Genomic DNA, 26,108 nt, shown 5'->3' with positions numbered 1-26,108 from the left:
GGGTGAAGGAGCTGGGTGGGGCGGACCATGCGCACGATTGTGCGCGAGGGCTGCGCCGCGCGCTGTCGCGCGCAGGCGGTGTGGCCATGGGCGGCGCCGCGCTCGGGCGCCGCGCCGCCGAGCGCTACGGTGCCGACCCGAGCGCCCGCATCTCGGCCGACAAGCCCTGCCAGGCGATGTCGAATCCGGGCGCGGCGCGCGAAGGCGGCGGTGGTGGGCTGCGCAGCGCCCAGTGCGTGCCCGCGACCACGCTGTCGATCACCGGCACCGGCACCAGGGCCTGCACCGCCGCCGCCATGCCCGCCAGCCCGGCGCCGCCCAGGATGACGGCCTGCACGCCCAGCTGGCGCGCCGCGTCGGCGCAGGCCTGGGCCAGAAGGCGCTGCGCGCCCGCCGGGTCGGCCGCCAGTTGTGCGCCGGTGGGCACCACGGTGTGGATGCCCGCGAGCTGCTGGGCCTGGCCCAGCGACTGCGCCAGCCGCTGCAGCATGGGGCCCCAGCGTTCGCCGCCGGTGACGATGGCGTAGCGCCCGTGGCGCGCGGCCTCGATGAAGGAGGCCTCGGCCAGGCCGGTCACCGGCGCCGGGCTGGACTCGCGCAAGGCCATGAGGCCCGGGTCGCCGAAACAGCCGATGAGCACCGCGTCGGGCGCGCGCTCGGGGGTGGCCAGCGCCGCCGCCCAGGCGTCCAGCGCCGCGTGGCCTGCCACCGCGAAGCTGGCTTCGTCGGCGATGTAGGGCGCGCCGAAGCGCGCGGTGACGGTGCGCACCCGCACGTGCGAGCCCGCGGCGGCCTGCACGTGCCGCTGCAGCAGGTCGCTCACCGCGGCCGAGGTGTTGGGATTGACGACCAGCAGCTCGCGCATGCGGTGTTCAGCCCGCCCCGCCGAACAGGTCGAGCAGATCCGGCCCGGCGTCGCGCGCGGGCGGGAACACCAGCTGTGCCTCCAGCCGGCGCAGGTGCTCGTCCATCAGCCGCGCCGCTTCTTTCGCGTCGCGCAGCTTGATGGCGGCGAGCAGCGCGCGGTGCTCCTGGCAGCCGCAGGCGGTGGCGTCCTCGCTGGCGCGGCCGTGCGTGGGGCTGTACGCCATCAGGATCAGCGAGGTGCGCGAGACCATTTCGCGCAGCACGCCGCCCAGCGTGCCGTGGCCCGAGCGTTCGGCGATGTGCAGGTGGAAGTCGCCCGAGAGGCGGATGGCGCGGTGCATGTCGCCCGCGCCGCGCGCGGCCTCCTCGTCGCGGATGCAGCGGGTGAGTGCCTGCATGTCCGCGGTCTCGGCGTTGGCAATGAAGCGTGCCACCAAAGGCGCTTCCACCAGGCGACGCACCTCGAACACTTCGCGCGCCTCCTGCTCGCTGGGCTGGGCCACGGTGGCGCCGCGGTTGGGCGTGAGCGTGACGATGCTCTCGTTGGCCAGGCGCACCAGCACCGGGCGGATGCGCGTGCGCGACACGCCGAAGGCTTCGGCCAGGCGGTCTTCCACCAGCTTGGTACCGGGCAGCAGGCGGTGGTCCAGCACGGCCGAGATCATGCGGTCGTAGATGTCCTGGTCGCTCGGGCTGGCGCTGGCGGCGGCGCGGCGGGGGCGTGAAGCCGCACGGGCGGCCTCGCGCGGGGGCATTCGTGTCATGCCTTTCGCCCCTTGCCCTGGCGCCGCCCCAGCAGCACGGCCAGACCCACCGTGACGCCCATCACCAGGAAGGACACCACCGTGGTCACCGTGCCCAGCGCGTAGATGGCCGGTGTGGTGACGGTGGAGGTGAGGCCCTGCAGTTCCAGCGGCAGCGTGTTCACGTCGCCGATGGCCTGAGAGGTGCGCGCGATCTCGTCCCAGCTCAGCGTGAAGCCGAACATGCCGATGCCGATGACGGAGGGTCCGATCAGGGGCAGCACCACGTGCCGGAAGCTTTGCCAGCGCGTGGCGCCCAGGTCGCGCGCGGCCTCTTCATACGCCGGGTTGAAGCGGTTGAACACCGCGAACATGATCAGCAGGCCGAAGGGCAGCGTCCAGGTGAGGTGCGCGCCCAGGGCCGAGGTGAACAGGCCCAGCGCGGTGCCGTAGCCCTCCAGCGTGGTGGTGGCGCCAAGCGTCTCCAGGGCCGACTTGATGCCGCCATCGAGCAGGCGGAACTGCAGGCCGATGCCCAGCGACACGATGATGGACGGCATGATCAGGCTGGCCACGGTGACGTAGAACAGCGCGTCGCCGCCGCGCAAACGCTTGCGAAAGGCCAGGCCCGCCAGCACCGACAGCACCACGGTCAGCAGCATCACCACCGCGCCCAGGCCCAGCGAGCGCAGGAAGGCCGAGCCGATGTCCACCGTGCCCAGGCCTTCGGCCAGTTGGCGGAACCAGTGCAGCGAGAAGCCGCGCAGCGGAAAGGTGAGGCCGCCGTCCGGCCCCTGGAAGCTCAGCACGAAGATCACGAACATCGGCCCGTACATGAACAGCACGAACAGGGCGAACACGAAGGCCAGCGGCCAGAAGCCGGGGGATCGTTCGCGCATCACAGCTCCTTCCTGATGTCCACGAGCCGCGTGAGGCACCAGATGATCATCAGCACCACCGCCAGCAGGATCACCGCATTGGCCGCCGCCAGCGGGAACTGCAGGTAGCTGGTCTGCACCTGGATGATCTTGCCCACCGAGGCGATCTGCTGGCCGCCCATGACGCCGATGGTGACGAAGTCACCCATCACGATGGTGATGACGAAGATGGAGCCGATGATGATGCCGGTCTTGCACAGCGGCACGATCACGTTCCACAGCGTCTGCCAGGCGCTGGCGCCGGCGTCGCTGGCGGCCTCCAGCAGGCTGCGGTCGATGCGCATCATGCTGTTGAAGATGGGCACGATCATGAACATGGTGTAGAGGTGCACGAAGGCCAGCACCACCGAGAAGTCGGAGAACAGCAGCCACTCCACCGGCTCGTCCACCACGCCCAGCCCGGTGAGCGCCTGGTTCACCAGGCCGTTGCGGCCCAGCAGCGGCACCCACGAGATCATGCGGATGACGTTGGACGTCCAGAACGGCACGGTGCACAGCACGAACAGGGCCGTCTGCATGCCGCTGGAGCGCACGTGGAAGGCCAGGAAATAAGCCACCGCGAAGCCCAGCACCAGGGTGATGAGCCAGACCAGGAAGCTGAACTTCAGCGTCGACAGGTAGGTCGAGAGCGTGACGCAGAAGTCGCCGTGATCAGTGAGCGTGGAGCAGCCCTCGAAGATGCTGGCGTAGTTGCGCAGCGTGAAGCCGGGCAGCAGCTCGTACTCGTTGAAGTCCCAGAAGCTGACCATCAGGATCAGCCCCAGGGGCAAGAGGAAGAACAGCACGAACACCAGCGTGTACGGCGCGGCCTGCCACCAGGCCGGCATTGGCCGCTCGGGTGTGTGGGCGACGCCGTGCGCCGCGGGTGTGGTGCTGATCATGGGTGGCGCCTCAAGCCGCGACGAACTCGTTCCACTTGCGGACCATGTACTCGTTCTCGTCCATCACAGCGTTCCAGCAGGCGATGCCGCCCATGCGCTCTTCGTACGAGCCACCGTCGCGCTTCTCGCCGGCCTTGGCCAGCAACTGGCCGTTGGGGCTCTTGATGTCCTTCTCGGCGGCCTTGCCCTCCATCCAGTAGGCCCATTCGTAGGCCTCCATCTTGGCTTTGGCGGTGTCGAGCACGGCGCTGTAGTAGCCCTGGCGGTTCAGGTAGGCGCCAGCCCAGCCGTCGAGGAACCAGTTGATGAACTCGTAGGCGCCGTCGAGCTTGCGCCCGCTGAGCGTGGCGGGCAGGCCGAAGCCGGCGGCCCAGGCGCGGTAGCCCTCTTTCAGCGGCTGGAAGGTGCAGGCCAGGCCCTTGGTGCGCACGGCAGTCACGGCCGGGCTCCACATCGACTGGATCACCACCTCGCCCGAGGCCATCAGGTTCACCGACTCGTTGAAGTCCTTCCACAGCGCGCGGAACTGGCCGGCCTTCTTGGCTTCGATCAGGGTCTTGATCGTGAGGTCGATCTCGGCCTTGGTCATGTTGCCCTTGTCGGGGTACTTGTGCAGGCCCATGGCCTCCACCACCATGGCCGCGTCCATGATGCCGATGGAGGGGATGTTCAGGATCGCGGCCTTGCCCTTGAACTCGGGGTTGAGCAGCTCGGCCCAGGAGCCGATGGGGCGCTTGATCAGGTCGGGCCGGATGCCCAACGTGTCGGCGTTGTAGACCGTGGGGATCAGGCTCATGAACTGCGTCGGCGACTTGGCGAAGGCCTTGCTCTTCTCGCCCTCCAGGAAGATCACTTTCTTGGGCGCGGTGCCCTGGTCGCCCACGGCCTTGCCGCCCACGGTGCCGGTGGTGAACAGCGTGGTGATCTTGTCGGCGTTCTTGATCTTCTTCGTGTCAATGCCCTTGAGGTTGCCCGTGGGCACGATCTTCTTGAGCGAGAAATACTCGGTGTCGATCAGGTCGAAGCTGTTGGGCGCGGTCACGGCGCGCTTGGTCACGTCGTCGGTGGTGACGGCCACGTACTGGATCTCGATGCCGGTGTCGGCCTTGAACTTCTCGGCGATGGCCTTGTCCTGGTTCACCGCGGTGCCCAGGTAGCGCAGCACGATCTTCTCTTGCGCGTGCACGGCGGGCGCCAGGCCGCTGGCCAGGATGCCGGCCATGCCGGCGCTGCCCTGCAGCAGGCTGCGGCGCGAGATGCCGGCCTGGCCGGGCTTGCTGTCGATCGGTTCGGACATGGGAGTGCTCCTGTGGTGGTTGAAGGGGAAGGGCGGGGAAATCGGGAAAAGGGGGAGGGCCTCAGGCGGCGAAGCGATGGGCGCGCTGCGGGTCCCAAGTCAGGCGCGCGCGCTCGCCCAACTGGAAGGGGCGTTGCAGGAAGCGGGCCTCGGGCACCATGACCGAGACGGTCTCGCCACTTCCGCCGTCGATCCGCAGGCCCAGCAGCACGTAGGTGCCCTGGTACTCCACGTCGCTCACGGTGGCTTGCCAGTCGCTCCCGGCGTCGGCCTCGTCGAGCGTGATGTGGTCGTTGCGCACGGCCACCTTGCCGTCGGCGGTGGACAGCACGTTGTGTCCGCCCATGAAGCGGGCCACGAATTCGGTGGCGGGGCGGTTGTAGACCTCGTGCGGGCTGCCGACCTGCTCGATCAGGCCCTGGTTCATCACCACCATGGTGTCGGCCAGGGCCATGGCCTCTTCTTGCGAGTGCGTCACGTGGATGAAGCTCAGGCCCAGGTCCTTCTGCCACTGGCGCAGTTCGGCGCGCATCTGGATGCGCAGGAACGGGTCCAGGGCGGACAGGGGTTCGTCCAGCAGCAGCACGCGCGGCTGGGTGATGAGCGCGCGCGCCAGGGCCACGCGCTGCTGCTGGCCACCGGACAGCTCGCCCGGCTTGCGCTGCGCCAGGTGGCCCATGGCCACGCGCTCCAGCAGGGCCTGCGCCTTGGCCTGGCGACCGGCCTTGTCCTCGCCCTTCATCTTCAGGCTGAAGGCCACGTTGTCCAGCGCCGTCAGGTGCGGAAACAGGGCGAAGCTCTGGAACATCATGGCCGTGCCGCGGCTGGCCGCCGGCAGCGTGGTGATGTTGCGGTTCTCCAGCAGGATGTCGCCGCTGGTGGTGCTTTCGTGCCCCGCGATCATGCGCAGCGTGGTGCTTTTGCCGCAGCCCGAAGGGCCCAGCAGGCAGCAGTAGCTGTTGGGGGCGATGCGCAGATCGATGCTGTCGACGGCCACGCTCGACGGGCCGTAGCGTTTGGTCAGCGCGATCAGCTCGACGGCGGCGGGGGTGGGGGCTTCGGCGTGCATGGGCCCCCGGCTTGCACGACTTGTGCCAGGCAGTTTGTACGCAATCCGGCACCGATTGCGTACAAGATCCTGGCCATTTGTGCACGGTGATGGGGCGTGCACGGCCGGTGCGACGCCCGCCGGTGCGCGCGCACCGTGGCGAGGCGCACCAGCCCTGCGCACCGTGGGTCGATTGCGTGCGTCGCGCCCGCACAGGTTCCGTGCGCGGATAATTCGCGCCCATGCAGATCCGCTTTACCAAGATGCAAGGCGCGGGCAACGACTTCGTCGTGCTCGACGAGACGCGCGGATCGCTCGGCCTGAACACGGCGCAGTACCGCTACCTGGCCGACCGCCACTTCGGCGTCGGCGCCGACCAGATCCTCTCCGTGCGCCCGGCCCCCGGCCCGGGGCTTGATTTCGAATACGTCATCCACAACGCCGACGGCGGCGAGGTGGAGCACTGCGGCAACGGCGCGCGCTGCTTCGTGCGCTACGTGCACGACAAAGGCCTGAGCGAGCGCAACCCGCTGCGCGTGAAGGTGAAGAACGGCGTGCTGGAGCTCAAGCGCCTGCCCGACGGCCGCGTCACCGTGGACATGGGCCCGCCGGTGTTCGCGTTGGCCCGGGTGCCGTTCGACGCCCGAGGTCTGCGGGCCGAGAAGCTCGGCAACTTCGAGCGCTGGCCGCTGCCCGTGCCCTACGCGGGCGACCAGCACGTGGCCGTGCTGTCCATGGGCAACCCGCACGCCGTGCTGTTGGTGGACGACGTGGACAGCGCCCCGGTGGCGGCCTGGGGCCCGCTGATCGAGAACCACGAGCGTTTCCCGCAGCGCGTCAACGCCGGTTTCCTGCAGGTGGTCGACACCCGAACCGTCAAGCTGCGCGTGTACGAGCGCGGCGCCGGCGAAACCCTGGCCTGCGGCACCGGCGCCTGCGCCGCCGTGGTGGCGGGCATCCGACTGGGCTGGCTAGGCTCTCGCGTGGACGTGCACACCCGTGGCGGTGTGCTCACCATCGAGTGGATCGACACCGCCAGCCACGACGCCTCGGTGTTCATGACCGGCCCTGCCACCTCCGTGTTCGAGGGCGAAATCACCGTCCCCGACAACCTGAGCTGAACCGACCCCTTTCCCGTTCAAGACCATGACCCAGCCGATCCCGCCCATCACCGAAGACGACATCGCCCAGTACCTGGCCAACAGCCCCGATTTCTTCGAGCGCCACGCCAGCCTGCTGGCGGCGGTGCAGCTCACCAGCCCACACGGCGGTCGCGCGGTGAGCCTGCAGGAGCGCCAGGCCGAGATGCTGCGCGAGAAGATCCGCGGCCTGGAACTCAAGGGCGCCGAGATGCTGCGCCACGGCAAGGAGAACACCGCCATCGCCGACAAGCTGCAGCGCTGGATGCGCGAGCTGCTGCTGGTGCGCGAGGCGCGCGACCTGCCGCGCGTGGCCGCTACCGAGCTGGCGGCGCAGTTCCTGGTGCCGCAGGTGGGCATCAAGGTCTGGGGCGTGTCCGTCGAGTTCGGCGGCGAGGACTACGCCCAGGGCGCGAGCGAGGACGCACAGGCTTTTGCCAGCTCGCTCGCGGTGCCGTACTGCGGCCACAACCCGGGCCTGGAGGCCGCGCAGTGGCTGGTCGATCCGTCGTCGGCCAACTCGCTGGCGCTGATTCCCCTGCGCGCGGGCGCCGCGCCCGAGGCCTTCGGCCTGCTGGTGCTGGCCTCGCCGGACCCGCAGCGCTTCGCGCCCGACATGGGCACCGACTTCCTCGAACGCATTGGCGAACTCACCAGTGCCGCGCTGTCGCGCCTGCGCCCGGTGGTGCCTGCCACGGTCGAATGACCGAATTGGCCCGCACCGACGACGCGGGCCTGGTGCGGGCCTACCTGGACCACGTGCGCGTGGACAAGCGCCTGGCCGAGCGCACGCTGGCGCTCTACACCGCCGACCTGGACAAGCTGCAGGCCAACGCGCGCGAGGCCGGCGTGGCCCTGGTGGACGTGGTGCCCGCGCACGTGCGGCGCTGGGTGGCGCAGATGCACTCGGGCGGGCGCAGCGCGCGCGGCATTGCGCTCATCCTCTCGGGCTGGCGCGGCTTCTATGGCTGGCTCGGCCGCCAGGGCCTGATCCAGCAACACCCCGTGAATGATGTGCGCGCCCCCAAGGCCGGCAAGCCCCTGCCCAAGGCCCTGCCGGTGGACGAGGCCGTGCGGCTGGCGAGCTACGAAGACGCCGAGGACGACCCGGCCCTGGAGGCCCGCGACGCCTGCATCGCCGAGCTGCTGTACGGCTGCGGCCTGCGCATCGGCGAGCTGGTGGGGCTGGACGTGGCGGCCAGCGGCGTGGCGCGCGGCTGGATCGACCTGCAGGAAGCCGAGGCCCACGTGCTCGGCAAAGGCAACAAGCGGCGCAGCGTGCCGGTGGGTCGCGCCGCGCTGGAAGCGCTGCGGCGCTGGCTGGACCTGCGCGTGGCCTTCGCGCGCGACGACGCCGCACTGTTCATCGGCCAGCGCGGCCAGCGGCTCACGCCCCAATACATCCGCGTGCGGCTCAAGCGCCGCGCCCTCAAGGCAGGCCTGGCCACGCCGGTGCACCCGCACATGCTGCGCCACTCCTTCGCCAGCCATGTGCTGCAGTCCAGCGGCGACCTGCGGGCCGTGCAGGAGCTGCTGGGCCACGCCAGCATCGGCACCACGCAGGTGTACACACGGCTGGATTTCCAGCACCTGGCGCGCGTGTACGACGCCGCCCATCCGCGAGCCCAGGCCCGCAAGCCGCGCGGCAAGTGAGCGCGCCGCCGCGACAATCGCGGCCATGAAATCCATCCGACTCAAGCCCGGCAAGGAACGCTCGCTGCAGCGTCGGCACCCCTGGGTGTTCGACGGCGCCATCGCCAGGGGCAGCGCCGATGCCGGCGAAACCGTGCGCGTGGACGGCGCCGACGGCCAGTTCCTCGCCTGGGGCGCGTACTCGCCGGCCTCGAAGATCCGCGTGCGCGCCTGGAGCTTCGATCAGGGCCAGCGCATCGACGCCGCCTTCTTCAAGGAACGCCTGCGCGCCGCCATCGCCCTGCGCGAACGCCTGGCCATCCCCAGCGACGGCGTGCGCCTGGTGCACGCCGAGTCCGACGGCCTGCCCGGCCTGGTGGTGGACCGCTACGGCGACACCCTGGTCGCCCAGTTCGGCGCCGCCGGTGTCGAACGTTGGAAGGACGCCATCGCCGATGCCCTCGTCGAACTCACCGGCTGCACACGCCTGTACGAACGCAGCGACACCAGCAGCCGGCGCCTGGAAGGTCTGGCCGACGCCACCGGCTGGCTGCGCGGGCAGGGCGGCACCGCCCTGGAGCTGAACGAGCACGGCTGGCGCCTGGGCCTGGACGTCGCCAGCGGCCACAAGACCGGCTACTACCTCGACCAGCGCGACAGCCGCGCCGCCTGCCGCGACCTTGTGCAGCGCTACGGCCTGGCCGAGGTCTTCAACGGCTACTGCTACACCGGGGGCTTCACCGTGGCCGCGCTGGCGGGCGGGGCCCGGCGCGTGCTCTCGGTGGACTCCTCGGGCCCTGCGCTGGAGCAGGCCCGCGCCAACGTGGCGCTCAACGGCTTCGCCGCCGATCGCTGCGAGTGGCTCGACGCGGACGTCAACACGACCCTGCGCCGCCTCATCGACGAAGGCCGGCAGTTCGATGGCATCGTGCTCGACCCGCCCAAACTCGCCCCCACCGCGGCCCACGCCGAGCGCGCCGCGCGCGCCTACAAGGACATCAACCGCCTGGGCTTCAAGCTGCTGCGCCCGGGTGGCGTGCTGTTCACCTTTTCGTGCTCGGGTGGCGTGGGCGTGGAGCTGTTCCACAAGATCGTGGCCTCGGCCGGGCTGGAGGCGGGCGTGGATGGCGTCTTCCTGCAGCGCCTGGGCGGCGCCCGTGACCACCCGATGACGGTGAACTTTCCCGAAGGCGAATACCTCAAGGGCCTGGTGGTGATGCGCCGCCCCTGAACCCGGCCCGCATCTTGCTGGCCTACACTCGTCCGCCTTCGTTTTCCCACCCCCTCCACGCACCATGGCCCTGATCCCTGCCACCATCCTCACCGGCTTCCTCGGCTCGGGCAAGACGACCCTGCTCAAGCGCGTGCTCACCGAGGCCCACGGCCAGAAGATCGCCGTCGTCGAAAACGAGTTCGGCGAAGAGAACATCGACAACGAGATCCTGGTGGCCGACACCACCGAGAACATCATCCAGATGAGCAACGGCTGCATCTGCTGCACCATCCGCGACGACCTGCGCGCCACCCTGGCTGACCTGGCGCAGAAGAAGCGCAAGGGTGAACTCGATTTCGATCGCGTGGTGATCGAGACCACCGGCCTGGCCGACCCCGGCCCCGTGGCCCAGACCTTCTTCATGGACGACGAGGTGGCCGAACAGTACCTGCTCGACGCCATCGTCACCCTGGTGGACGCCAAGCACGCCGCCGATCAGCTCAACGACCGCCAGGAAGCGCGCCGCCAGGTGGGCTTCGCCGACCAGATCTTCATCAGCAAGGCCGACCTGGTCTCCCCGCAGGAGGTGGATGCGCTGACCCACCGCCTCAAGCACATGAACCCGCGCGCGGCCATGCGGCCCGCGCACTTCGGCGAGGTGGCCATCAAGGAAGTCTTCGACCTGCGCGGCTTCAACCTCAACGCCAAGCTCGAGATTGACCCGGACTTTCTCAAGGCCGATGACCACGATCACGATCATGGCCATGAGCACGACGGGCACGACCACCATGACCATGACCACGCCCATGGCGAGCACTGCGACCACCCCTCGCACCAGCACGGCCACGGGCATGGGCACCATCACCACCACGACGACGACGTCAAGAGCTTCGTCTACCGCGCCGATCGCCCCTTCAGCCCCGAGAAGCTCGAAGACTTCCTGGGTGCCATCGTGCAGGTCTACGGCCCGCGCATGCTGCGCTACAAGGGCGTGCTGCACATGCAGGGCACCGAGCGCAAGGTCATCTTCCAGGGCGTGCACCAGCTCATGGGCAGCGACCTCGGGCCCGAATGGGGTCCCGACGAGAAGCGCATGAGCAAGATGGTCTTCATCGGCATCGACCTTCCGCGCGACATCCTCGAGCAGGGGCTCGAGCAGAGCCTCGTCTGAAACGCCCCGGTGCGCGGGGCCTGCCGTGTCGTATGTCTCGCTTCCCCGCACCTCGGCCTGCTGGCCGGTGCGAAGTGCGTTTCGCGCATGGCTACAATCGCGCCCCGAATCGAACGGGACTTTTGTCACACAGCATGGGGGTATAACAGCCCCTTCGCCGAAGGCGGGTCCGGGTTTCGACCTGTCGCCATCGGTCCACGTGCCGGGCATGATCCCTTGCAAGGGACGCCCCAGCCATCCTAAGGAGACCCGTTGTGAAAGCCCCGGCTTCCAAGGCAGCGAAAGCAGGCAAGTCCGTCGCCTCGGGCGCCTCCGCGCGTGCCGCCAAGCCGGCTGCAACGGCCAAATCTTCCTCGGCCAAGGCTGCCCCCAAGAAGGCGCCCGCAGTGAAGAAGCCTGTGGCCAAGGCACCCGCGAAGCCCGCCGTGAAGGCCGTTGCCAAGAAAGCGCCGGCCAAACCAGTGGCCGGGAAGGCGGCGGCCAAGCCGGTGGCGAAGGCCCCGGCAAAAAAGGCCGTGGCCAAGGCACCCGAGAAAGCCGCCGTGAAGAAGACTCCCGTGCAACCGGTCGCGAAGCCTGCCGCGAAAGCGGCCGCCACGCCTGCCAAGACCGTCTCGGTGGCATCGTCAGCGGCCAAAGCGGCGTCGGCGGCCAAGGCCGTCATCTCCAAGGCCAAGGTCGCCAGCCCGCCCGCGCCGATCGTCATCGAACCCTCGCCCCCACCCATGGGCAAGCGCGAGGCCCGCAAGGTCATGCTGGCGCAGATGTCCCAGCCGGCCTCGGTCCCCAGCCATGCCCCGGACGCCGCCAAGGCGACCTTCTCCCACATGAATGAACGAACCGTCATGACGCCCCCCGCCCCCTCATCCCTCCAGAAGGACCCCAAGCGGGCCAACAACTGGAAGACCCTGCCGGTCGAGCAGCTCACCGATCAGGACGTGCAGGCCATGCCCGACAGCGAGTACATGAACGACGTGCAGCTGGCCTTCTTCAAACTCAAGCTGCAGCGCCTGCGCGCCGACATGCTGAACAACGCGGGCGAAACCACCGAGCACCTGCGTGAGGACACCGTGGTCGTGCCCGATCCGGCCGACCGCGCCACCATCGAGGAAGAGCACGCCCTGGAGCTGCGCACGCGCGACCGCGAGCGCAAGCTGCTCAAGAAGATCGAGCAGGCCCTCGCCCGCATCGAGGCGGAGGACTACGGCTACTGCGACGAGACCGGCGAGCCTATCGGCGTGGGCCGTCTCATCGCGCGGCCCACAGCCAGCCTTTCGCTCGAAGCGCAGCAGCGCCGCGAACTCAAGCAGAAGATGTTCGGCGACTGAGCGCCGGCTGATCGATCCACGGCCCGGTTCCATGTCCAAGGACGACTCCAGCGGCGGCTTTCTTTCCAAGGTGGTGAAATTCGTTCGCCACCCGACCACGAGTTGGGCGGACCTGGACACGCGCCAGTCGGACCGCGAGAGCGAGTACAGCAAGGCCGCGCTCAAGGAAATGATCGAGCGCAAGCGGCGCAACGACTTCGTGCGCAAGCGCGAATTCGACATGCTGCGCAAGATCCGCTCGCGCGAGGGCAGCCCGGCCGAAGCGCAAGGCATGCGCCCGTCCTTCTTCCAGAGCAGCATCCCCTCCAAGCCCGACGACCGGGCCATGACGCTCAAGAAGATCGACGAGATCGAAGCCCAGATGTCCATGCAGTGGTGGAAGACCAAGGGCGCGGACTCCATCACCAGCACCGGCTCGCCCGGCCCCAACAGCGCTGCGCAGCCGCCCGGCGCGTCGCAGCAGAAGGCTCGCGAGGCCTCGCCGATCCGGCCATTGCCGCAGGTGGACCCGGCGCGCCTGCGCGCCCAGTACGACGTGACCGAGCCCGCGCCGCTGCTCAACCCCGGCGCGCGCGAGCACCAGCCCACCGAACCCATGGACCTGCGCGCGGCGAATGCCGTCACGGCGCCGGCCCCCGCCAAGGCGGTCAGTGCCGGCCCGCGCACTGGCCTCATGGCGCCGCGCGCCGGTACACCCAGCGGCCAGGGCTCCGAGTTCTCGGCCTCGCACTTCTACGCGCTCGATGTGCAGGAGATCGCTCAGGACCCTGAGGTCGAGGAGGCCGCGATCCGCTTTGCCAACGGGGACGACGCGGGCGCCGAACAGGGCCTGCTCGAAGCCGTGTCGGAAGGTGGCACGCGGGTCGACCAGGAGGCCGACTGGCTCGCGCTGTTCGACCTGTACCGTGCCACCGGCCAGTTGGCACCGTTCGAAAGCCGCGCGGTGGAGTTCGTGAACCGCTTCAGCCGCTCGGCCCCGCAGTGGTACGACATGCCGGCCGCGGTGCACCGCATGGTCGGTGCGGCCCAGGAACCGGTGGCGGCCACGCAGGCCCGCGCCGTCTGGGCCTGCGAGCCCGAGCTCGACGCGCACGCTGTTGGCACGCTGCAGAACGTGCTGTCGCGCGCGCGCTCGCCCTGGGTGCTCGACTGGACTCTGCTCGCCAGCATGGACCAGAAGGCCGCCCGCGCGCTGCTGGGCATCGTGACGCTGTGGACCGACCAGGACGTCGACCTGCGTTTCGTGGGCGGCTCCAAGCTGCGCGAGGTGCTGAAGAACATGACGCACTCGGGCCGCCGCGATGTCGAGCAGCTCTGGTGGGAACTGCGCATGGCGGTGCTGCGGCTCATGAACCGCGCCGACGAATTCGAGCTCACCGCGCTCGATTTCTGCGTCACCTACGAACTCTCCCCGCCGGGTTGGGAGCGGCCCCGCTGCCGCTACCAGTCGGTGCGCGGCGATGGCGACGAAGGCCATTCGGTGCTCGGCGAATCGGTGATCGAGGCTGTGCACTCCACCCTGTCGGGCGAGGCGGGCATGGATTCCCAGCCCGGCTCCTCGGTCAACCACCTGGGCCTGGTCGAACTCTCGGGCGAGATCCGGGGCGACGCGCAGAGCACCATCGACATGCTGGAACAGCGCCTGGAAGGTGCCGACGTGCTGATCCTCTCCTGCCGCAACCTCATCCGCGTCGATTTTTCGGCCGCTGGAACCTTGCTCAACTGGGTCTCCAATCACCACGCGCAGAACCGGCTCGTGCAGTTTGTCGACGTGCACCGGCTGATCTCGGCGTTCTTTCACGTCATCGGCATCACCGAGTACGCGAAGGTCGTTCTGCGCAACGATTGACGGCCCGGCGGCTGGCCGCCGGGCCGTTGCTTGCATCCGGTTTCACCGCTGCCCCTTGCATGGCGGCGCAAAGCCCTCACATCAGACCCCATGGAATCCTTTCACGGCACCACCATCGTCTGCGTCCGCCGGGAAACCCCGCAGGGCGTGCAGGTCGCCATCGGCGGCGACGGCCAGGTCACGCTCGGAAACATCGTGATCAAGGGCACCGCCCGCAAGGTGCGCAAGCTCTACAACGACCGCGTGCTCGCCGGCTTCGCCGGCGCCACGGCCGACGCCTTCACTCTGTTCGAGCGCTTCGAAGCCAAGCTGGAGAAACACCAGGGCCACCTGGCGCGCGCCGCCATCGAACTCACGCGCGACTGGCGCACCGACCGCGTGCTGCGCCGCCTGGAGGCCATGCTGGCCGTGGCCGACCGCACCGCCGCGCTCGTGATCACCGGCAATGGCGACGTGCTCGAACCCGAGCACGGCATCGTGGCCATCGGCTCGGGCGGCGCCTACGCGCAGGCCGCGGCCAAGGCCCTGGTCGACCACACCCAGCTCAGCGCGGAAGACGTGGTGCGCCAGTCGCTTGCGATCGCGGGCGAGCTGTGCATCTACACCAACATGAACCACACCATCGAGACGCTGGACTGAGCCATGTCCTCCATGACACCGCAAGAGATCGTCTCCGAGCTCGACCGCTTCATCATCGGCCAGAAGGGCGCCAAGCGCGCCGTGGCCATCGCCCTGCGCAACCGCTGGCGCCGCCAGCTCGTCGACGAGAAGCTGCGCCCTGAGATCACGCCCAAGAACATCCTCATGATCGGCCCCACGGGCGTGGGCAAGACCGAGATCGCGCGCCGGCTGGCCAAGCTGGCCGACGCGCCCTTCATCAAGGTCGAGGCCACCAAGTTCACCGAGGTGGGCTACGTCGGCAAGGACGTCGACAGCATCGTGCGCGACCTGGCCGACATCGCCATCAAGCAGACCCGCGAGAGCGAGATGCGCAAGCAGCGCACCCGCGCCGAAGACGCGGCCGAGGAGCGCATCCTCGACACGCTGATCCCGCCGCCACGCGCGGTGGGCTTCGAGCCCCAGACCACGCCCGACAACAGCACGCGCCAGGCGTTCCGCAAGAAGTTGCGTGAAGGTGAACTCGACGACCGCGAGATCGAGATCGAGCTGGCCGAGCCGCGCCCCACGATGGAAATCATGGGCCCGGCCGGCATGGAGGAGATGGCCGAGCAACTCAAGGGCCTGTTCGGCCAGTTCGGCGCCGGCCGCAAGCAGGTGCGCAAGCTGCGCATCGCCGAGGCCATGAAGCTGCTCATCGACGAGGAAGCGGCCAAGCTGGTCAACGAGGACGAGATCAAGACCCGCGCGCTGCACAACGCGGAGCAGAACGGCATCGTGTTCATCGACGAGATCGACAAGGTGACCTCGCGCAGCGACACGGGCGGCACGGCCGAGGTGTCGCGCCAGGGCGTGCAACGCGACCTGCTGCCGCTGGTGGAGGGCACCACGGTGTCGACCAAGTACGGGCCGATCAAGACGGACCACATCCTCTTCATTGCCAGCGGGGCGTTTCACCTGTCCAAGCCGAGCGACCTGATTCCCGAGCTGCAGGGGCGTTTTCCCATCCGCGTGGAGTTGCAGTCGCTGTCGGTGGACGACTTCGAGGCGATCCTGACGCAGACGCACGCCTCGCTGGTGCGGCAGTACCAGGCGCTGCTGCAGACGGAGGGGGTGACGCTGGAGTTCACGCCCGAAGGCATTCGCCAACTTGCGCAGATCGCGTGTGAGGTGAATGAGCGCACGGAGAACATCGGGGCGCGGCGCCTGTCGACGGTGATGGAGCACTTGCTGGACGAAGTGAGCTTCGATGCGGCGAAGCTGCAAGGGCAGACGGTGAAGATCGACGCGGCTTTCGTTCAGGAACGCCTGGGGGCGCTGAGCAAGGACGAGGATCTGTCGCGGTACATCCTCTGAGCGTTTGGGCGGGTCTGTGCTCGGCAGGTTGTGCTCGTGGCACCTCGCGCACGCTCGCGGTCGCGGGGTGCTCCACTCCGCGGCTGTCCCCCGGACCGGGCTTGCAGCCCGGTCCTCCTCCTTTATGCCGCTGCGTGGAGCACCCCACACCCGCGAGCTGAAGTAGCGGTCGAGTACGCATGCGACGAGTGCCCACGAGGTCGTCGGTGATCGGGTGTCCGGCGTAGCGACATAAAGGAGGAGGAGCGGAGCGCGCCAGCGATCCGCTCCGGGGGACAGTCGCGGAGCCGGACACCCGAGCGCCGATGACCGGAGCCCCCGGAGAAAGCCAAGCCAACACCCCCACCGCCCGTCGCCTCGTGAAACGCCCGTGGAACGTCCCCCGGGCGTTTCCGTTTTGAAGCTTCACTTGCACTGCCTGTTGTAAGTGCTTGCTTTTTATGTGCTTTTTGGCGTCCAAGCTCCCTCGAAATCAGCTCTAAGTGGTTGATTTCATTGAAAAAATGTGTACTCAACCCCTGGCGCGGGAGTGTTTTCCTGCTACAGTGGGATTTAGTGCAATTAAGTGGTGGCATCTGCCATCCGAGGGTCAAAAGCGGTGTTCCAGGGCGCGTCTTCGCTCAGTCTCGATGCCAAGGGGCGGCTCTCCGTGCCGACCCGGCACCGCGACGCCCTGGGCGGCTCCCTCACGATCACCAAACACCCCCACGGCTGCCTCATGGTCTTCCCCCGCGAGGCCTGGGAGGAATTCCGTGGCCGCATCGCCAACCTGCCCATGCAGGCCCAGTGGTGGAAGCGCATCTTCCTCGGCAATGCCATGGACGTCGAGGTCGATGGCACCGGCCGCGTCCTCGTCTCGCCGGAGTTGCGTGCCGGCGCCGGCATCAGCAAGGACGTCGTGCTGCTCGGCATGGGGGCCTACCTTGAACTCTGGGACGCCCAGGTGTATGCCTCGCAAGAGGCCGAGGCCATGAAGGCCGAGATGCCCGACGTGTTCAAGGACTTTTCCTTCTAAGGGTGGCGGTGGAGACGACATGGAGCCATCTGACCGTCCTGTTGACCGAAGCCGTGCAGGCGCTGTCGATCAACCCGGACGGCCACTACGTCGATGCCACCTTCGGCCGCGGCGGGCACAGCCGCGCCATCCTGCAGAGGCTGTCGCCCCAGGGGCGGCTGACCGTCTTCGACAAGGATCCCCAGGCCATCGAGGTGGCGCGCCAGCTCGCCGCGCAGGACGCGCGCGTGACGGTGCACCACAGCGGCTTCGCGGCCATCGCCGACTTGCCCCCGGCCAGTGCCGACGGCCTGCTCATGGACCTTGGCGTGAGCTCTCCACAGATCGACGACCCCGCGCGGGGTTTTTCTTTTCGCCACGACGGTCCGCTGGACATGCGCATGGACACCACGCGTGGCCAGAGCGTTGCCCAGTGGCTGGAGACGGTGCCCATCCCCACCCTGACGGAGGTCATCCGTGACTATGGCGAAGAACGGTTTGCTGCACAGATTGCAAAGGCGATTGATCGTCGCCGACAGGAACGGGGCCCTGTTCGAACCACCGGCGAGCTGGCCGAAATCGTGGCTGGCGCGGTCAAAACCCGCGAGCCGGGCAAGGACCCTGCAACGCGCACATTTCAGGCTCTTCGGATTTTCATCAACGCCGAGCTTGAAGAGTTGCAACAGGCGCTAGAGGCCAGCCTGCACCTGCTCAAGCCCCAAGGTCGCCTCGTGGTCATCAGCTTCCACTCCCTGGAAGACCGCCCGGTCAAGCAGTTCATGGCGCGCCACTCGCGCACCGTGGTCGACCGCCGTGCACCCTTCGCCGAGCCCGCGCCCACGCGCCTGGCCGACGTGCGCCGCGTGATGCCCTCCGACGCCGAGGTGCAAGGCAACCCGCGCGCGCGCAGCGCCGTCATGCGCGTGGCCACACGAACGGGGGTGGCATGAGCGCTGCGCCGGGCCGCCCCAAGCAAGCTCGCGCCCCCTCGGGGGGCAGCGCAGCACACGCAGTGGCCAGCGTGGGGGCCTTGTCATGATTCGTTTGAACCTCGTGCTGTTGCTGGCTGTGCTGGCCAGTGCCTTCTACCTGGTGCACACCCAGTACGAGTCGCGCCGCCTGTACTCCGCGCTCTACCGCGCGCAGTCGCAGGCCAAGCAGCTCGATGCCGATCACGAGCAACTGGCGGTACAGCGCCGCGCGCAGGCCGCACCCGCGCGGGTGCAGCAGCTCGCCACGCGGCACTTGCAAATGCGCCAGGTCACGCCCGGTATCACGCAGTACGTGAGCGGCCGCGCCACCGCGCCGGCACCCGCGCCGCAGGCCGAAGGGGAGGGCGCGCGATGAGCCGCAGCATCAACTACGCCTCCAGCCCGCTGCTGGCCAGCAAGACGCCCGTCTGGCGCAGCAAGTTCATCGTCGCCGGCCTGGCGCTGGCCTTTGCTGGGCTGGCGGGGCGCGCCGCCTACGTGCAGGTCATCGGCAATGATTTCTTCAAGCGTCAGGGCGAGGTGCGCTTCGCTCGCAACCTCGAACTGCCCGCCAACCGCGGCCGCGTGCTCGACCGCAACGGCCTGATCCTCGCCTCCAGCGTGGTGGCTCAGAGCATCTGGGCCATCCCCGAGGACGTGGAAAAGAACCACCCGAAGATGCGCGAGCTGGCGAAGCTGCTCGACATGCCGCTGGCCGAACTGCGCAAGCGCCTGGCCGACAACGACAAGACCTTCGTCTGGGTCAAGCGACAGGTGGACGAACCCATCGCGCAGAAGATCGCCGCGCTGGACATCAAGGGCATTTACCAGCGCCGCGAGTACAAGCGCCGCTACCCCGAGGGCGAGGCCACGGCGCACGTGGTGGGCTTCACCAACGTGGAAGACCGCGGCCAGGAGGGCGTGGAGTTGGCGTTCAACCAGGAACTCGCGGGCAAGGCCGGCTCGCGCCGCGTGATCAAGGACCGCCTGGGACGCGTCGTCGAGGACGTGCAGGACGTGGTGCCGCCCGTGGACGGCCCCGACCTTGCCCTGTCCATCGACAGCAAGGTGCAGTACTTCGCCTGGCAGAAGCTGCGCCAGGCCGTGCTGCAGCACAAGGCGAAGGCCGGCAGCGTGATCGTCATCGACACCACCACCGGTGAGGTGCTGGCCCTGGCCAACTACCCCAGCTACGACCCGAACCAGCGCCGCAACCTCAGTGGCGAGCAGTTGCGCAACCGCGTGCTCACCGACACCTTCGAGCCCGGCTCGACGATGAAGCCCTTCATCGCCGCGCTCGCGCTCGACAAGGGTTTGGTCAAGCCGACCACGCTCATACAGACGGCGCCCGGTCGCATCACCATCGGCGGCTCCACCATCCGCGACACGCACCCCAAGGACGTGTTGACGGTGGCCGAGGTGATCCAGAAGTCCAGCAACGTAGGCACGGTCAAGATGGCCATGCAGATGAGCCCGCGCGAGATGTGGGAGATGTACGCGCAGGTCGGTTTCGGTCAGAAGCCGCAGGTGCCGTTCCCCGGCGCCGTGGCCGGCCGGCTGCGGCCCTACAAGACCTGGCGCCCCATCGAACAGGCCACCATGAGCTACGGCTATGGCCTGTCCGTCTCGATCTACCAGCTCGCACAGGCCTACACCATCTTCGCGCGCGACGGCGAACTCATTCCGCTGACCCTGCTCAAGAGCGATACGCCCGCGCAGGGCGTGCGCGTGTTCAGCGAGCGCAACGCGCGCGCCGTGCGCGACATGCTGGCCATGGCCGCGCAGCCCGGCGGCAGCGCCACGCGCGCGCAGACCATGGGCTACTCGGTGGGCGGCAAGACCGGCACCGCGCGCAAGCAGGAAGGCAATGGCTACGCCGAAGGCAAGTACCGGGGCTTCTTCGTCGGCATGGCGCCGATCGAGCAGCCGCGCATCATCGTCGCGGTGATGATCGACGAGCCCACCGACGGCAAGTTCTACGGCGGCGTGGTCGCCGCGCCCGTGTTCAGCGAGACGGTGCAGGAAACCCTGCGCATCCTCGGCGTGCAGCCGGACATGAACGTCAAGCCGCAGATCGTCACCACCGAGCCGGTGGAGGAGGCGTTCTGATGGTGCAGACGCTCGTCCACCCCGAGGCCGTGGCGCAGTGGCTGCGCGCCAGCGTCACCGGCGCGCTGGTGTGCGACAGCCGCCGCGTGCGCGAGGGCGACGGCTTCGTGGCCTGGCCCGGCGCGGCCACGGATGGCCGCCGCTTCGTGGTCGATGCGCTTCGCACCGGCGCCAGCGCGGCCGTGGTCGAGCGCGACGGCCTGGAGGCCTACGACTTCCGCCACGACCCGCGTGTGTTGGCGGTGCCCGGCCTCAAGGCCCAGGCCGGCCCCATCGCCAGCGCCTGGTGCCATGAGCCCAGCGGCGCGCTCGATGTCATCGCCATCACCGGCACCAACGGCAAGACCTCCAGCGCCTGGTGGGCGGCGCAACTGCTGGCGGCCTGCAACCGCCCGGCGGCGGTGGTGGGCACCTTGGGCATGGGCAGCCCGGGCGACGGTCTGCAGGTCACGGGCCTGACCACGCCCGACCCCGTGATGTTGCAGCACGGGCTGCGCGCTTTCGTCGAACAGGGCCTGCGCGCCTGCGCCATCGAGGCCTCGTCGATCGGCCTGGAGGAAGGCCGCCTGAACGGCACACGCGTGGCCGTGGCCGTGTTCACCAACTTCACGCAGGACCACCTGGATTACCACGGCAGCATGGATGCTTACTGGGCCGCCAAGCAGCGCCTGTTCGACTGGCCCGGCCTCAAGGCCGCGGTGGTCAATGTTGACGATCCGCACGGCGCGGGCCTGCTCGCGCGCCTGCAAGGTCGCGGGCTCGACCTGTGGTCCCTTGCCATCGATCGCGAGGCGCGGCTCGAGGCGCGGGGCGTCACCACCACGCTCGCGGGCCTGGCCTTCGAACTTGTGGAGCGCGACGAACGCGGCCAGGAACGCCAGCGCCAGACGCTGAGCCTGCCGCTGGTGGGCCGCTACAACGTGCACAACCTGCTGGGTGTGCTGGCCACGGCGCGCGCGCTGGGCGTGCCCTTCGCCGCCGCCACGCAGGCCTGCGCCGCGCTCACGCCCGTGCCCGGCCGCATGCAGCAGGCGCAGGCAGACGCGCCCGGCGCCCCGCTGGTGCTGGTGGACTACGCCCACACGCCCGACGCGCTGGAGAAGGCCCTGCAGGCGCTGCAGCTTCTGGCCGCGCGGCGCGGCGGTGCCTTGTGGGTGCTCATCGGTTGCGGCGGTGACCGCGACCCGGGCAAGCGACCGCTGATGGCCGCCGTGGCCGAGCGCGAGGCCCACCACGCCGTGCTCACCAGCGACAACCCGCGCAGCGAAGACCCGATGGCGATCCTGTCGCAGATGGCGCGCGGCCTCAGCCGCGCCGACGCCGCGCGCACCGTGGCCGACCGCGCCGAGGCCATCGCCCTGGCCGTGCGCGAGGCTGCGCCCGCCGACGTGGTGCTCATCGCCGGCAAAGGGCACGAGGACTACCAGGAGGTTCGCGGCGTGAAGTTGCCGTTCTCCGACATCGAACACGCGCGGCGCGCGCTGGCGCTGCGCAAGGAATCCGCATGAAGACCCTGGCCGAACTCCTGCCCACGCTGCCCGGCGCGCGCGCCGTCGGCCGCATCGCCGCGCCCATCGAGCGCGTGCATTCCGACACCCGCAGCCTGCGCGCGGGCGATCTGTTCGTCGCACTCAAGGGCGAGCGTTTCGACGCGCACGAGTTCCTGCCGCAGGCGGCCGCCACCGGTGCCGTGGCCGCGCTCGCGCAGCGCGGCCTGGCCGAGGCCGGCCTGCCCGGCGTGGAGGTGCCCGACACGCGTGCCGCGCTGCTGCAGCTCGCGCAGGCCTGGCGCGCGCAGTTCACGCTGCCCTTGATCGCCGTGACCGGCAGCAACGGCAAGACCACGGTCACCCAGATGGTCGCGAGTATCCTGCGCGCCCACGCGAGCGAGGCCGCTCACGCCACGCAGGGCAACTTCAACAACGACATCGGCGTGCCGCTCACGTTGCTGCGGCTGAACGCCGCGCACCGTTGTTCGGTGGTGGAGCTGGGCATGAACCACCCGGGCGAGATCGCCCAGCTCGCCGCCATCGCCGCACCCACCGTGGCCCTGGTCAACAACGCCCAGCGCGAGCACCAGGAGTTCATGAGCTCGGTGGAGGCCGTGGCGCGAGAGAACGGCACCGTCATCACCGCGCTGGGCGCCGAGGGCGTGGCCGTGTTCCCCAGCGACGACGTGCACACCCGCATCTGGCAGGCCCTGGCCGGCGCGCGCCGCACGATCACCTTCAGCGACACCGATCCGCAAGCCGCCGTGCGTGCCCTCGCCGCCGAGTGGCAGGACAACGCCTGGGCGCTGCACTTCGCCTCGCCCCTGGGCGAGGGTCAGGTGCAACTGCGCATCGCCGGCCGCCACAACGTGCGCAACGCGCTGGCGGCCGTGGCCTGCGCGGTGGCCGCCGACGTGCCGCTCGACGCCATCGTGGCGGGCCTGAACGCCTTCGAGCCCGTGGGTGGGCGCTCGCGCGCGATCACGGTGCGGGTCGACGCCCGCGTGGTCACGCTGATCGACGACACCTACAACGCCAACCCCGACTCCGTGCGCGCCGCCATCGACGTGCTGGCCGCGTTGCCCGGCCCGCACCTGCTGGTGCTGGGTGACATGGGCGAGGTGGGCGACCAGGGCCTGGCCTTCCACCTGGAGGTGCTGCGCCACGCCTACGCGCGCGGCATCGACGAGGTGCGCGTGAGTGGCACGGCCATGTGCGAAGCCGCCGAGGCCATGCGCGCGGCCAACGAGCCCGCGCCGCGCTGCGTGCCCGAGGTGGAGGCGCTGGCCACCGACGTCGCCGCCGAGCTGGCCACCGGCGTGGTCGCCAGCGTGCTCGTGAAGGGCTCGCGCTTCATGCGCATGGAGCGCGTGGTGCGGGCGGTTCGCGCGCTCGACCCGACTCAGGCCGTCAACGACAAGGATTCGTCTCATGCTGCCTAGCATTGCCCTTTGGCTGCAAGGCCTCTCGCCTGACCTGGGTTTCCTGCGAGTGTTCCAGTACCTCACGTTCCGCGCCGTCATGGCCGCGATGACGGCGCTGGTGGTCGGCCTGGTGGCGGGCCCCTGGTTCATCCGCCGGCTGGCCGCGCTCAAGATCGGCCAGCCGATCCGCGAATACGCGATGCAGACGCACCTGAGCAAGGGCGGCACGCCCACCATGGGCGGTGTGCTGATCCTCTTCGCCATCGCGCTGTCCACGCTGCTGTGGTTCAACTGGAGCAACCGCTTCGTCTGGATCGTGCTCATCGTCACCCTGGGTTTCGGCGCCATCGGCTGGGCCGACGACTGGCGCAAGGTGGTGCACAAGAATCCCGAGGGCATGCGATCGCGCGAGAAGTACTTCTGGCAATCGCTGATCGGCCTGGTCGCGGCTTTCTACCTGGTGTTCGCCGTCTCCGAGACCAGCAACGCGCGCGTGCTCGAACTCTTCATCGACTGGGTCGGCTCGGGCTTCACGCTCGACCTGCCGCCGCAGTCGGGCTTCATCGTGCCCTTCTTCAAGGAAGTGAGCTACCCGCTGGGTGTGGCTGGCTTCGTCATCCTCACCTACCTCGTCATCGTGGGCGCAAGCAACGCGGTCAACCTCACCGACGGGCTCGATGGCCTGGCCATCATGCCGGTGGTGATGGTGGGCTCGGCCCTGGGCATCTTTGCCTACGTCACGGGCAACGCGGTGTTTGCGCGCTACCTGCTGCTGCCGCACATCCCCGGCGCGGGCGAGTTGCTCATCTTCTGCGCCGCCATGGCGGGCGCGGGCCTGGCCTTCCTGTGGTTTAACACGCACCCGGCGCAGGTGTTCATGGGTGACGTGGGCGCGCTCGCGCTCGGCGGCGCGCTCGGCACCATCGCCGTCATCGTGCGCCAGGAGATCCTGCTCGCCATCATGGGCGGCATCTTCGTGGTCGAGGCGCTGTCGGTGATGCTGCAGGTGACGTACTTCAAGTACACCAAGAAGCGTTTCGGCGAGGGCCGCCGCCTGTTTCAGATGGCGCCGCTGCACCACCACTTCGAGAAGAAGGGCTGGAAGGAAACGCAGGTGGTGGTGCGCTTCTGGATCATCACCATGCTGCTGTGCCTCGTCGGTCTCTCCACGCTGAAGCTGCGATGAAAGACCAGCCCGTCCTCATCCTCGGTCTCGGCGCCTCCGGCCTGTCGATGGCGCGCTGGTGCGCGCGCGAAGGCGCGCGCGTGACCGTGGCCGATACGCGCGAGGCCCCGCCGCAACTGCTGGCCCTGCAGGGCGAATGCCCCGATGCGGTGTTCGTCAGTGGCGCCTTCGACGAAGCACTGCTGGCCCGCGAGCCTTGGGCGCTGATCGCGCGCAGCCCCGGCCTGATGCCGGCCGAGTTGCAGGGCGTGTTCGCGTTCGCGCGCGAGCGCGGCGTGCCGGTGTTGACCGAGCTCGACCTGTTCGCCCAGGCCTTGCAGGCGCTGTCGCAGCGCGAGCGCTTCGCGTACAAGCCCAAGGTGCTGGCCGTCACCGGCACCAACGGCAAGACCACCGTCACCTCGCTCGCGGGCCAGTTGCTCGACCGCGCGGGCTGGTCCGTCGCGGTCGCGGGCAACATCGGCCCGGCCCTGCTGGACGTGCTGGCCGCCGCGCTGCACGCCGAGGCGATCGCGCAGGCGGCGGATGACGAGCGCGAAGCGGCTGAAGCGGCCGAGGCCGAGGCCAGGGCCGCCGCCGAGGCGCAGACCGCCGTCGCACCATCGCCCCTTGCCGAACCCGAGCCTGACACCGAGCCGCTGTTCGACGACGCGCCTGGCGAGCCCGCGCCGACGCTTGAGCCGGTCGAGGCGGAAGAGGAAGGCCCCGCGCTCATCGCTCCGCCACCACCCGAAGCGCCCCAGCCGCCGCACCTGCCGCGCGTGTGGGTACTCGAACTCTCCAGCTTCCAGCTCGACGGCACCGCGCAGGGCGCGTGGGCCGACGTGCCCACCGCGTCCACGCTGCTCAACCTCAGCGAAGACCACCTCGACTGGCATGGCGGCATGGACGCCTACACCCACGCCAAGGCCGCCGTGTTCGGCGCGAAGGCGCTCATGGTGCTCAACCGCGACGACGAACGCGTGATGGCCATGAAGCCCGGCCTGATCACGGTCAAGATCGGCAACCGCAACCGCCAGGTGCCGGCGCGCGAATGGTGCACGTTCGGCCTGGACGCGCCCACCCGCGCGGGCGACTGGGGCCTGGAAACCGTCAACGGCATGACCTGGCTGGTGCGGGCGCTGGCGCTGGATGAGACGCGCGCGAAAGGTCGCGCGCAAGAGGACGAAGACGTTTACTTCCAGCGCCTGATGCCGGCCGAGGCCCTGCGCATCCGCGGCCGCCACAACGCCGCCAACGCACTGGCCGCGCTGGCGCTGGCCACGTCCACCGGCGCGCCGCTGGCGCCCATGCTGCACGGCCTGCGCGAGTACCGCGGCGAGCCGCACCGCGTCGAGCCCGTGGCCATCGTGGACGGGGTCGAATACTTCGACGACAGCAAGGGCACCAACGTGGGCGCCGCGCTGGCGGCCGTCAACGGCCTGGGTGCCGAGCGTCGGCTGGTGGTGATCCTGGGCGGCGACGGCAAGGGCCAGGACTTCACGCCGCTGGCCGCGCCGCTGGCCCGCCACGCGCGCGCCGTCGTCTTCATCGGCCGCGACGCGCCGCTGCTGCGCGCCGCCGTGGAAGAGGCGCTGCGCGGCGCCGGCGTGCCGATGCACGACGCAGGCGAACTCACGGCCGCCGTGCCGCTGGCCGCCGAACTCGCGCAATCGGGCGACGCCGTGCTGATGTCGCCGGCCTGCGCCAGCCTGGACCAGTTCCGCAACTACGTGCAGCGGGCCGAGGTCTTCGTCGCCGCCGTGCGGGAACTCGCCGAGGCGCGCGGCATGAGCCTGGAGGGCGGCCTGTGAGCAAACGCAAGGCCACACAACCCACCCAGGGCCCGGGCCTGATGGCCCGTCTGGGCACCCG

23 protein-coding genes are annotated in these 26,108 nt (G+C 69.3%); 17 read left to right on the top strand and 6 right to left on the bottom strand.

Annotated elements, in window-relative coordinates:
- Positions 1-124: 124 nt before the first annotated feature.
- From BN948_RS18655 to BN948_RS18630, 6 genes are all read right to left on the bottom strand, one after another.
- Complete coding sequence (locus BN948_RS18655) at positions 125-865, bottom strand: aspartate/glutamate racemase family protein (protein WP_009519059.1); 741 nt, start codon at positions 863-865, stop codon at positions 125-127.
- Between the two features lie 7 nt (positions 866-872).
- Positions 873-1,631 carry a GntR family transcriptional regulator gene (locus BN948_RS18650; protein WP_009519060.1) on the bottom strand — a complete coding sequence of 253 codons (759 nt, stop codon included), beginning with the start codon at positions 1,629-1,631 and terminating at the stop codon, positions 873-875.
- A complete protein-coding gene (locus tag BN948_RS18645) occupies positions 1,628-2,509 on the bottom strand; it encodes an ABC transporter permease (protein WP_009519061.1) in 882 nt (293 codons plus the stop codon). The genes BN948_RS18650 and BN948_RS18645 overlap by 4 nt, the downstream gene beginning before the upstream one ends.
- The gene (locus tag BN948_RS18640) at positions 2,509-3,429 is read right to left on the bottom strand and encodes an ABC transporter permease (RefSeq protein WP_009519062.1); all 921 of its coding nucleotides are present in this window, start codon (positions 3,427-3,429) and stop codon (positions 2,509-2,511) included. The genes BN948_RS18645 and BN948_RS18640 overlap by 1 nt, the downstream gene beginning before the upstream one ends.
- A 10-nt stretch (positions 3,430-3,439) precedes the next feature.
- Positions 3,440-4,726 carry an ABC transporter substrate-binding protein gene (locus BN948_RS18635; RefSeq protein WP_009519063.1) on the bottom strand — a complete coding sequence of 429 codons (1,287 nt, stop codon included), beginning with the start codon at positions 4,724-4,726 and terminating at the stop codon, positions 3,440-3,442.
- Positions 4,727-4,787: 61 nt separating this feature from the next.
- Positions 4,788-5,795, bottom strand: coding sequence for an ABC transporter ATP-binding protein (locus BN948_RS18630; protein ID WP_009519064.1), 1,008 nt, complete (start codon positions 5,793-5,795; stop codon positions 4,788-4,790).
- Positions 5,796-6,016: 221 nt separating this feature from the next.
- On the opposite strand from BN948_RS18630, the gene dapF reads away from it, so the two are divergent.
- From dapF to murD, 17 genes are all read left to right on the top strand, one after another.
- Entirely contained in the window at positions 6,017-6,895 is an 879-nt protein-coding gene (dapF, locus tag BN948_RS18625; protein ID WP_009519065.1) for a diaminopimelate epimerase, read from the top strand.
- Positions 6,896-6,920: 25 nt separating this feature from the next.
- Entirely contained in the window at positions 6,921-7,619 is a 699-nt protein-coding gene (locus BN948_RS18620) for a DUF484 family protein (RefSeq protein WP_009519066.1), read from the top strand.
- Positions 7,616-8,566 carry a tyrosine recombinase XerC gene (locus BN948_RS18615; protein WP_009519067.1) on the top strand — a complete coding sequence of 317 codons (951 nt, stop codon included), beginning with the start codon at positions 7,616-7,618 and terminating at the stop codon, positions 8,564-8,566. The genes BN948_RS18620 and BN948_RS18615 overlap by 4 nt, the downstream gene beginning before the upstream one ends.
- Positions 8,567-8,591: 25 nt before the next feature.
- The gene (locus BN948_RS18610) at positions 8,592-9,776 is read left to right on the top strand and encodes a class I SAM-dependent rRNA methyltransferase (protein ID WP_009519068.1); all 1,185 of its coding nucleotides are present in this window, start codon (positions 8,592-8,594) and stop codon (positions 9,774-9,776) included.
- Positions 9,777-9,840: 64 nt separating this feature from the next.
- Positions 9,841-10,929, top strand: a complete 1,089-nt coding sequence (locus tag BN948_RS18605; protein WP_009519069.1) for a CobW family GTP-binding protein — start codon at positions 9,841-9,843, stop codon at positions 10,927-10,929.
- Positions 10,930-11,183: 254 nt separating this feature from the next.
- The gene (gene dksA, locus BN948_RS27080) at positions 11,184-12,257 is read left to right on the top strand and encodes an RNA polymerase-binding protein DksA (protein WP_009519070.1); all 1,074 of its coding nucleotides are present in this window, start codon (positions 11,184-11,186) and stop codon (positions 12,255-12,257) included.
- Between the two features lie 31 nt (positions 12,258-12,288).
- Positions 12,289-14,106 carry a hypothetical protein gene (locus tag BN948_RS18590; RefSeq protein ID WP_009519072.1) on the top strand — a complete coding sequence of 606 codons (1,818 nt, stop codon included), beginning with the start codon at positions 12,289-12,291 and terminating at the stop codon, positions 14,104-14,106.
- 90 nt (positions 14,107-14,196) lie between these two features.
- On the top strand, positions 14,197-14,745 hold the full coding sequence (gene hslV, locus BN948_RS18585) for an ATP-dependent protease subunit HslV (protein WP_009519073.1): 549 nt from the start codon (positions 14,197-14,199) through the stop codon (positions 14,743-14,745).
- Positions 14,746-14,748: 3 nt separating this feature from the next.
- Positions 14,749-16,080 (top strand): ATP-dependent protease ATPase subunit HslU, encoded by a 1,332-nt coding sequence (hslU, locus tag BN948_RS18580; RefSeq protein WP_009519075.1) that lies wholly within the window; start codon positions 14,749-14,751, stop codon positions 16,078-16,080.
- A 598-nt stretch (positions 16,081-16,678) separates the two neighbouring features.
- Positions 16,679-17,095 (top strand): division/cell wall cluster transcriptional repressor MraZ, encoded by a 417-nt coding sequence (mraZ, locus tag BN948_RS18575; RefSeq protein ID WP_009519784.1) that lies wholly within the window; start codon positions 16,679-16,681, stop codon positions 17,093-17,095.
- Positions 17,096-17,103: 8 nt separating this feature from the next.
- Positions 17,104-18,024, top strand: a complete 921-nt coding sequence (rsmH, locus tag BN948_RS18570; RefSeq protein WP_009519783.1) for a 16S rRNA (cytosine(1402)-N(4))-methyltransferase RsmH — start codon at positions 17,104-17,106, stop codon at positions 18,022-18,024.
- Between the two features lie 85 nt (positions 18,025-18,109).
- A complete protein-coding gene (gene ftsL, locus BN948_RS18565; protein WP_009519782.1) occupies positions 18,110-18,421 on the top strand; it encodes a cell division protein FtsL in 312 nt (103 codons plus the stop codon).
- Complete coding sequence (locus tag BN948_RS18560) at positions 18,418-20,154, top strand: peptidoglycan D,D-transpeptidase FtsI family protein (protein WP_009519781.1); 1,737 nt, start codon at positions 18,418-18,420, stop codon at positions 20,152-20,154. Before ftsL ends, BN948_RS18560 begins: the two co-directional genes overlap by 4 nt.
- Complete coding sequence (locus BN948_RS18555) at positions 20,154-21,662, top strand: UDP-N-acetylmuramoyl-L-alanyl-D-glutamate--2,6-diaminopimelate ligase (protein ID WP_009519780.1); 1,509 nt, start codon at positions 20,154-20,156, stop codon at positions 21,660-21,662. The genes BN948_RS18560 and BN948_RS18555 overlap by 1 nt, the downstream gene beginning before the upstream one ends.
- On the top strand, positions 21,659-23,086 hold the full coding sequence (locus BN948_RS18550) for a UDP-N-acetylmuramoyl-tripeptide--D-alanyl-D-alanine ligase (RefSeq protein WP_009519779.1): 1,428 nt from the start codon (positions 21,659-21,661) through the stop codon (positions 23,084-23,086). Before BN948_RS18555 ends, BN948_RS18550 begins: the two co-directional genes overlap by 4 nt.
- On the top strand, positions 23,076-24,254 hold the full coding sequence (gene mraY / locus BN948_RS18545; protein ID WP_009519778.1) for a phospho-N-acetylmuramoyl-pentapeptide-transferase: 1,179 nt from the start codon (positions 23,076-23,078) through the stop codon (positions 24,252-24,254). Before BN948_RS18550 ends, mraY begins: the two co-directional genes overlap by 11 nt.
- Entirely contained in the window at positions 24,251-26,047 is a 1,797-nt protein-coding gene (gene murD / locus BN948_RS18540; RefSeq protein ID WP_009519777.1) for a UDP-N-acetylmuramoyl-L-alanine--D-glutamate ligase, read from the top strand. Before mraY ends, murD begins: the two co-directional genes overlap by 4 nt.
- The last annotated feature ends 61 nt before the right edge of the window (positions 26,048-26,108 follow it).

Source organism: Hydrogenophaga intermedia, from assembly GCF_000723405.1.
In the GTDB taxonomy this organism is placed as follows: domain Bacteria; phylum Pseudomonadota; class Gammaproteobacteria; order Burkholderiales; family Burkholderiaceae_C; genus Hydrogenophaga; species Hydrogenophaga intermedia.
This window is presented reverse-complemented; position numbering and strand designations above follow the sequence as displayed.

Excerpts from the sequence above, each read along its gene's own strand:
- BN948_RS18655 (WP_009519059.1), bottom strand. The coding sequence starts at position 865 with ATGCGCGAGCTGCTGGTCGTCAATCCCAACACCTCGGCCGCGGTGAGC.
- BN948_RS18650 (WP_009519060.1), bottom strand. The coding sequence starts at position 1,631 with ATGACACGAATGCCCCCGCGCGAGGCCGCCCGTGCGGCTTCACGCCCC.
- BN948_RS18645 (WP_009519061.1), bottom strand. The coding sequence starts at position 2,509 with ATGCGCGAACGATCCCCCGGCTTCTGGCCGCTGGCCTTCGTGTTCGCC.
- BN948_RS18640 (WP_009519062.1), bottom strand. The coding sequence starts at position 3,429 with ATGATCAGCACCACACCCGCGGCGCACGGCGTCGCCCACACACCCGAG.
- BN948_RS18635 (WP_009519063.1), bottom strand. The coding sequence starts at position 4,726 with ATGTCCGAACCGATCGACAGCAAGCCCGGCCAGGCCGGCATCTCGCGC.
- BN948_RS18630 (WP_009519064.1), bottom strand. The coding sequence starts at position 5,795 with ATGCACGCCGAAGCCCCCACCCCCGCCGCCGTCGAGCTGATCGCGCTG.
- dapF (WP_009519065.1), top strand. The coding sequence starts at position 6,017 with ATGCAGATCCGCTTTACCAAGATGCAAGGCGCGGGCAACGACTTCGTC.
- BN948_RS18620 (WP_009519066.1), top strand. The coding sequence starts at position 6,921 with ATGACCCAGCCGATCCCGCCCATCACCGAAGACGACATCGCCCAGTAC.
- BN948_RS18615 (WP_009519067.1), top strand. The coding sequence starts at position 7,616 with ATGACCGAATTGGCCCGCACCGACGACGCGGGCCTGGTGCGGGCCTAC.
- BN948_RS18610 (WP_009519068.1), top strand. The coding sequence starts at position 8,592 with ATGAAATCCATCCGACTCAAGCCCGGCAAGGAACGCTCGCTGCAGCGT.
- BN948_RS18605 (WP_009519069.1), top strand. The coding sequence starts at position 9,841 with ATGGCCCTGATCCCTGCCACCATCCTCACCGGCTTCCTCGGCTCGGGC.
- BN948_RS18590 (WP_009519072.1), top strand. The coding sequence starts at position 12,289 with ATGTCCAAGGACGACTCCAGCGGCGGCTTTCTTTCCAAGGTGGTGAAA.
- hslV (WP_009519073.1), top strand. The coding sequence starts at position 14,197 with ATGGAATCCTTTCACGGCACCACCATCGTCTGCGTCCGCCGGGAAACC.
- hslU (WP_009519075.1), top strand. The coding sequence starts at position 14,749 with ATGTCCTCCATGACACCGCAAGAGATCGTCTCCGAGCTCGACCGCTTC.
- ftsL (WP_009519782.1), top strand. The coding sequence starts at position 18,110 with ATGATTCGTTTGAACCTCGTGCTGTTGCTGGCTGTGCTGGCCAGTGCC.
- BN948_RS18560 (WP_009519781.1), top strand. The coding sequence starts at position 18,418 with ATGAGCCGCAGCATCAACTACGCCTCCAGCCCGCTGCTGGCCAGCAAG.
- BN948_RS18555 (WP_009519780.1), top strand. The coding sequence starts at position 20,154 with ATGGTGCAGACGCTCGTCCACCCCGAGGCCGTGGCGCAGTGGCTGCGC.
- BN948_RS18550 (WP_009519779.1), top strand. The coding sequence starts at position 21,659 with ATGAAGACCCTGGCCGAACTCCTGCCCACGCTGCCCGGCGCGCGCGCC.
- mraY (WP_009519778.1), top strand. The coding sequence starts at position 23,076 with ATGCTGCCTAGCATTGCCCTTTGGCTGCAAGGCCTCTCGCCTGACCTG.
- murD (WP_009519777.1), top strand. The coding sequence starts at position 24,251 with ATGAAAGACCAGCCCGTCCTCATCCTCGGTCTCGGCGCCTCCGGCCTG.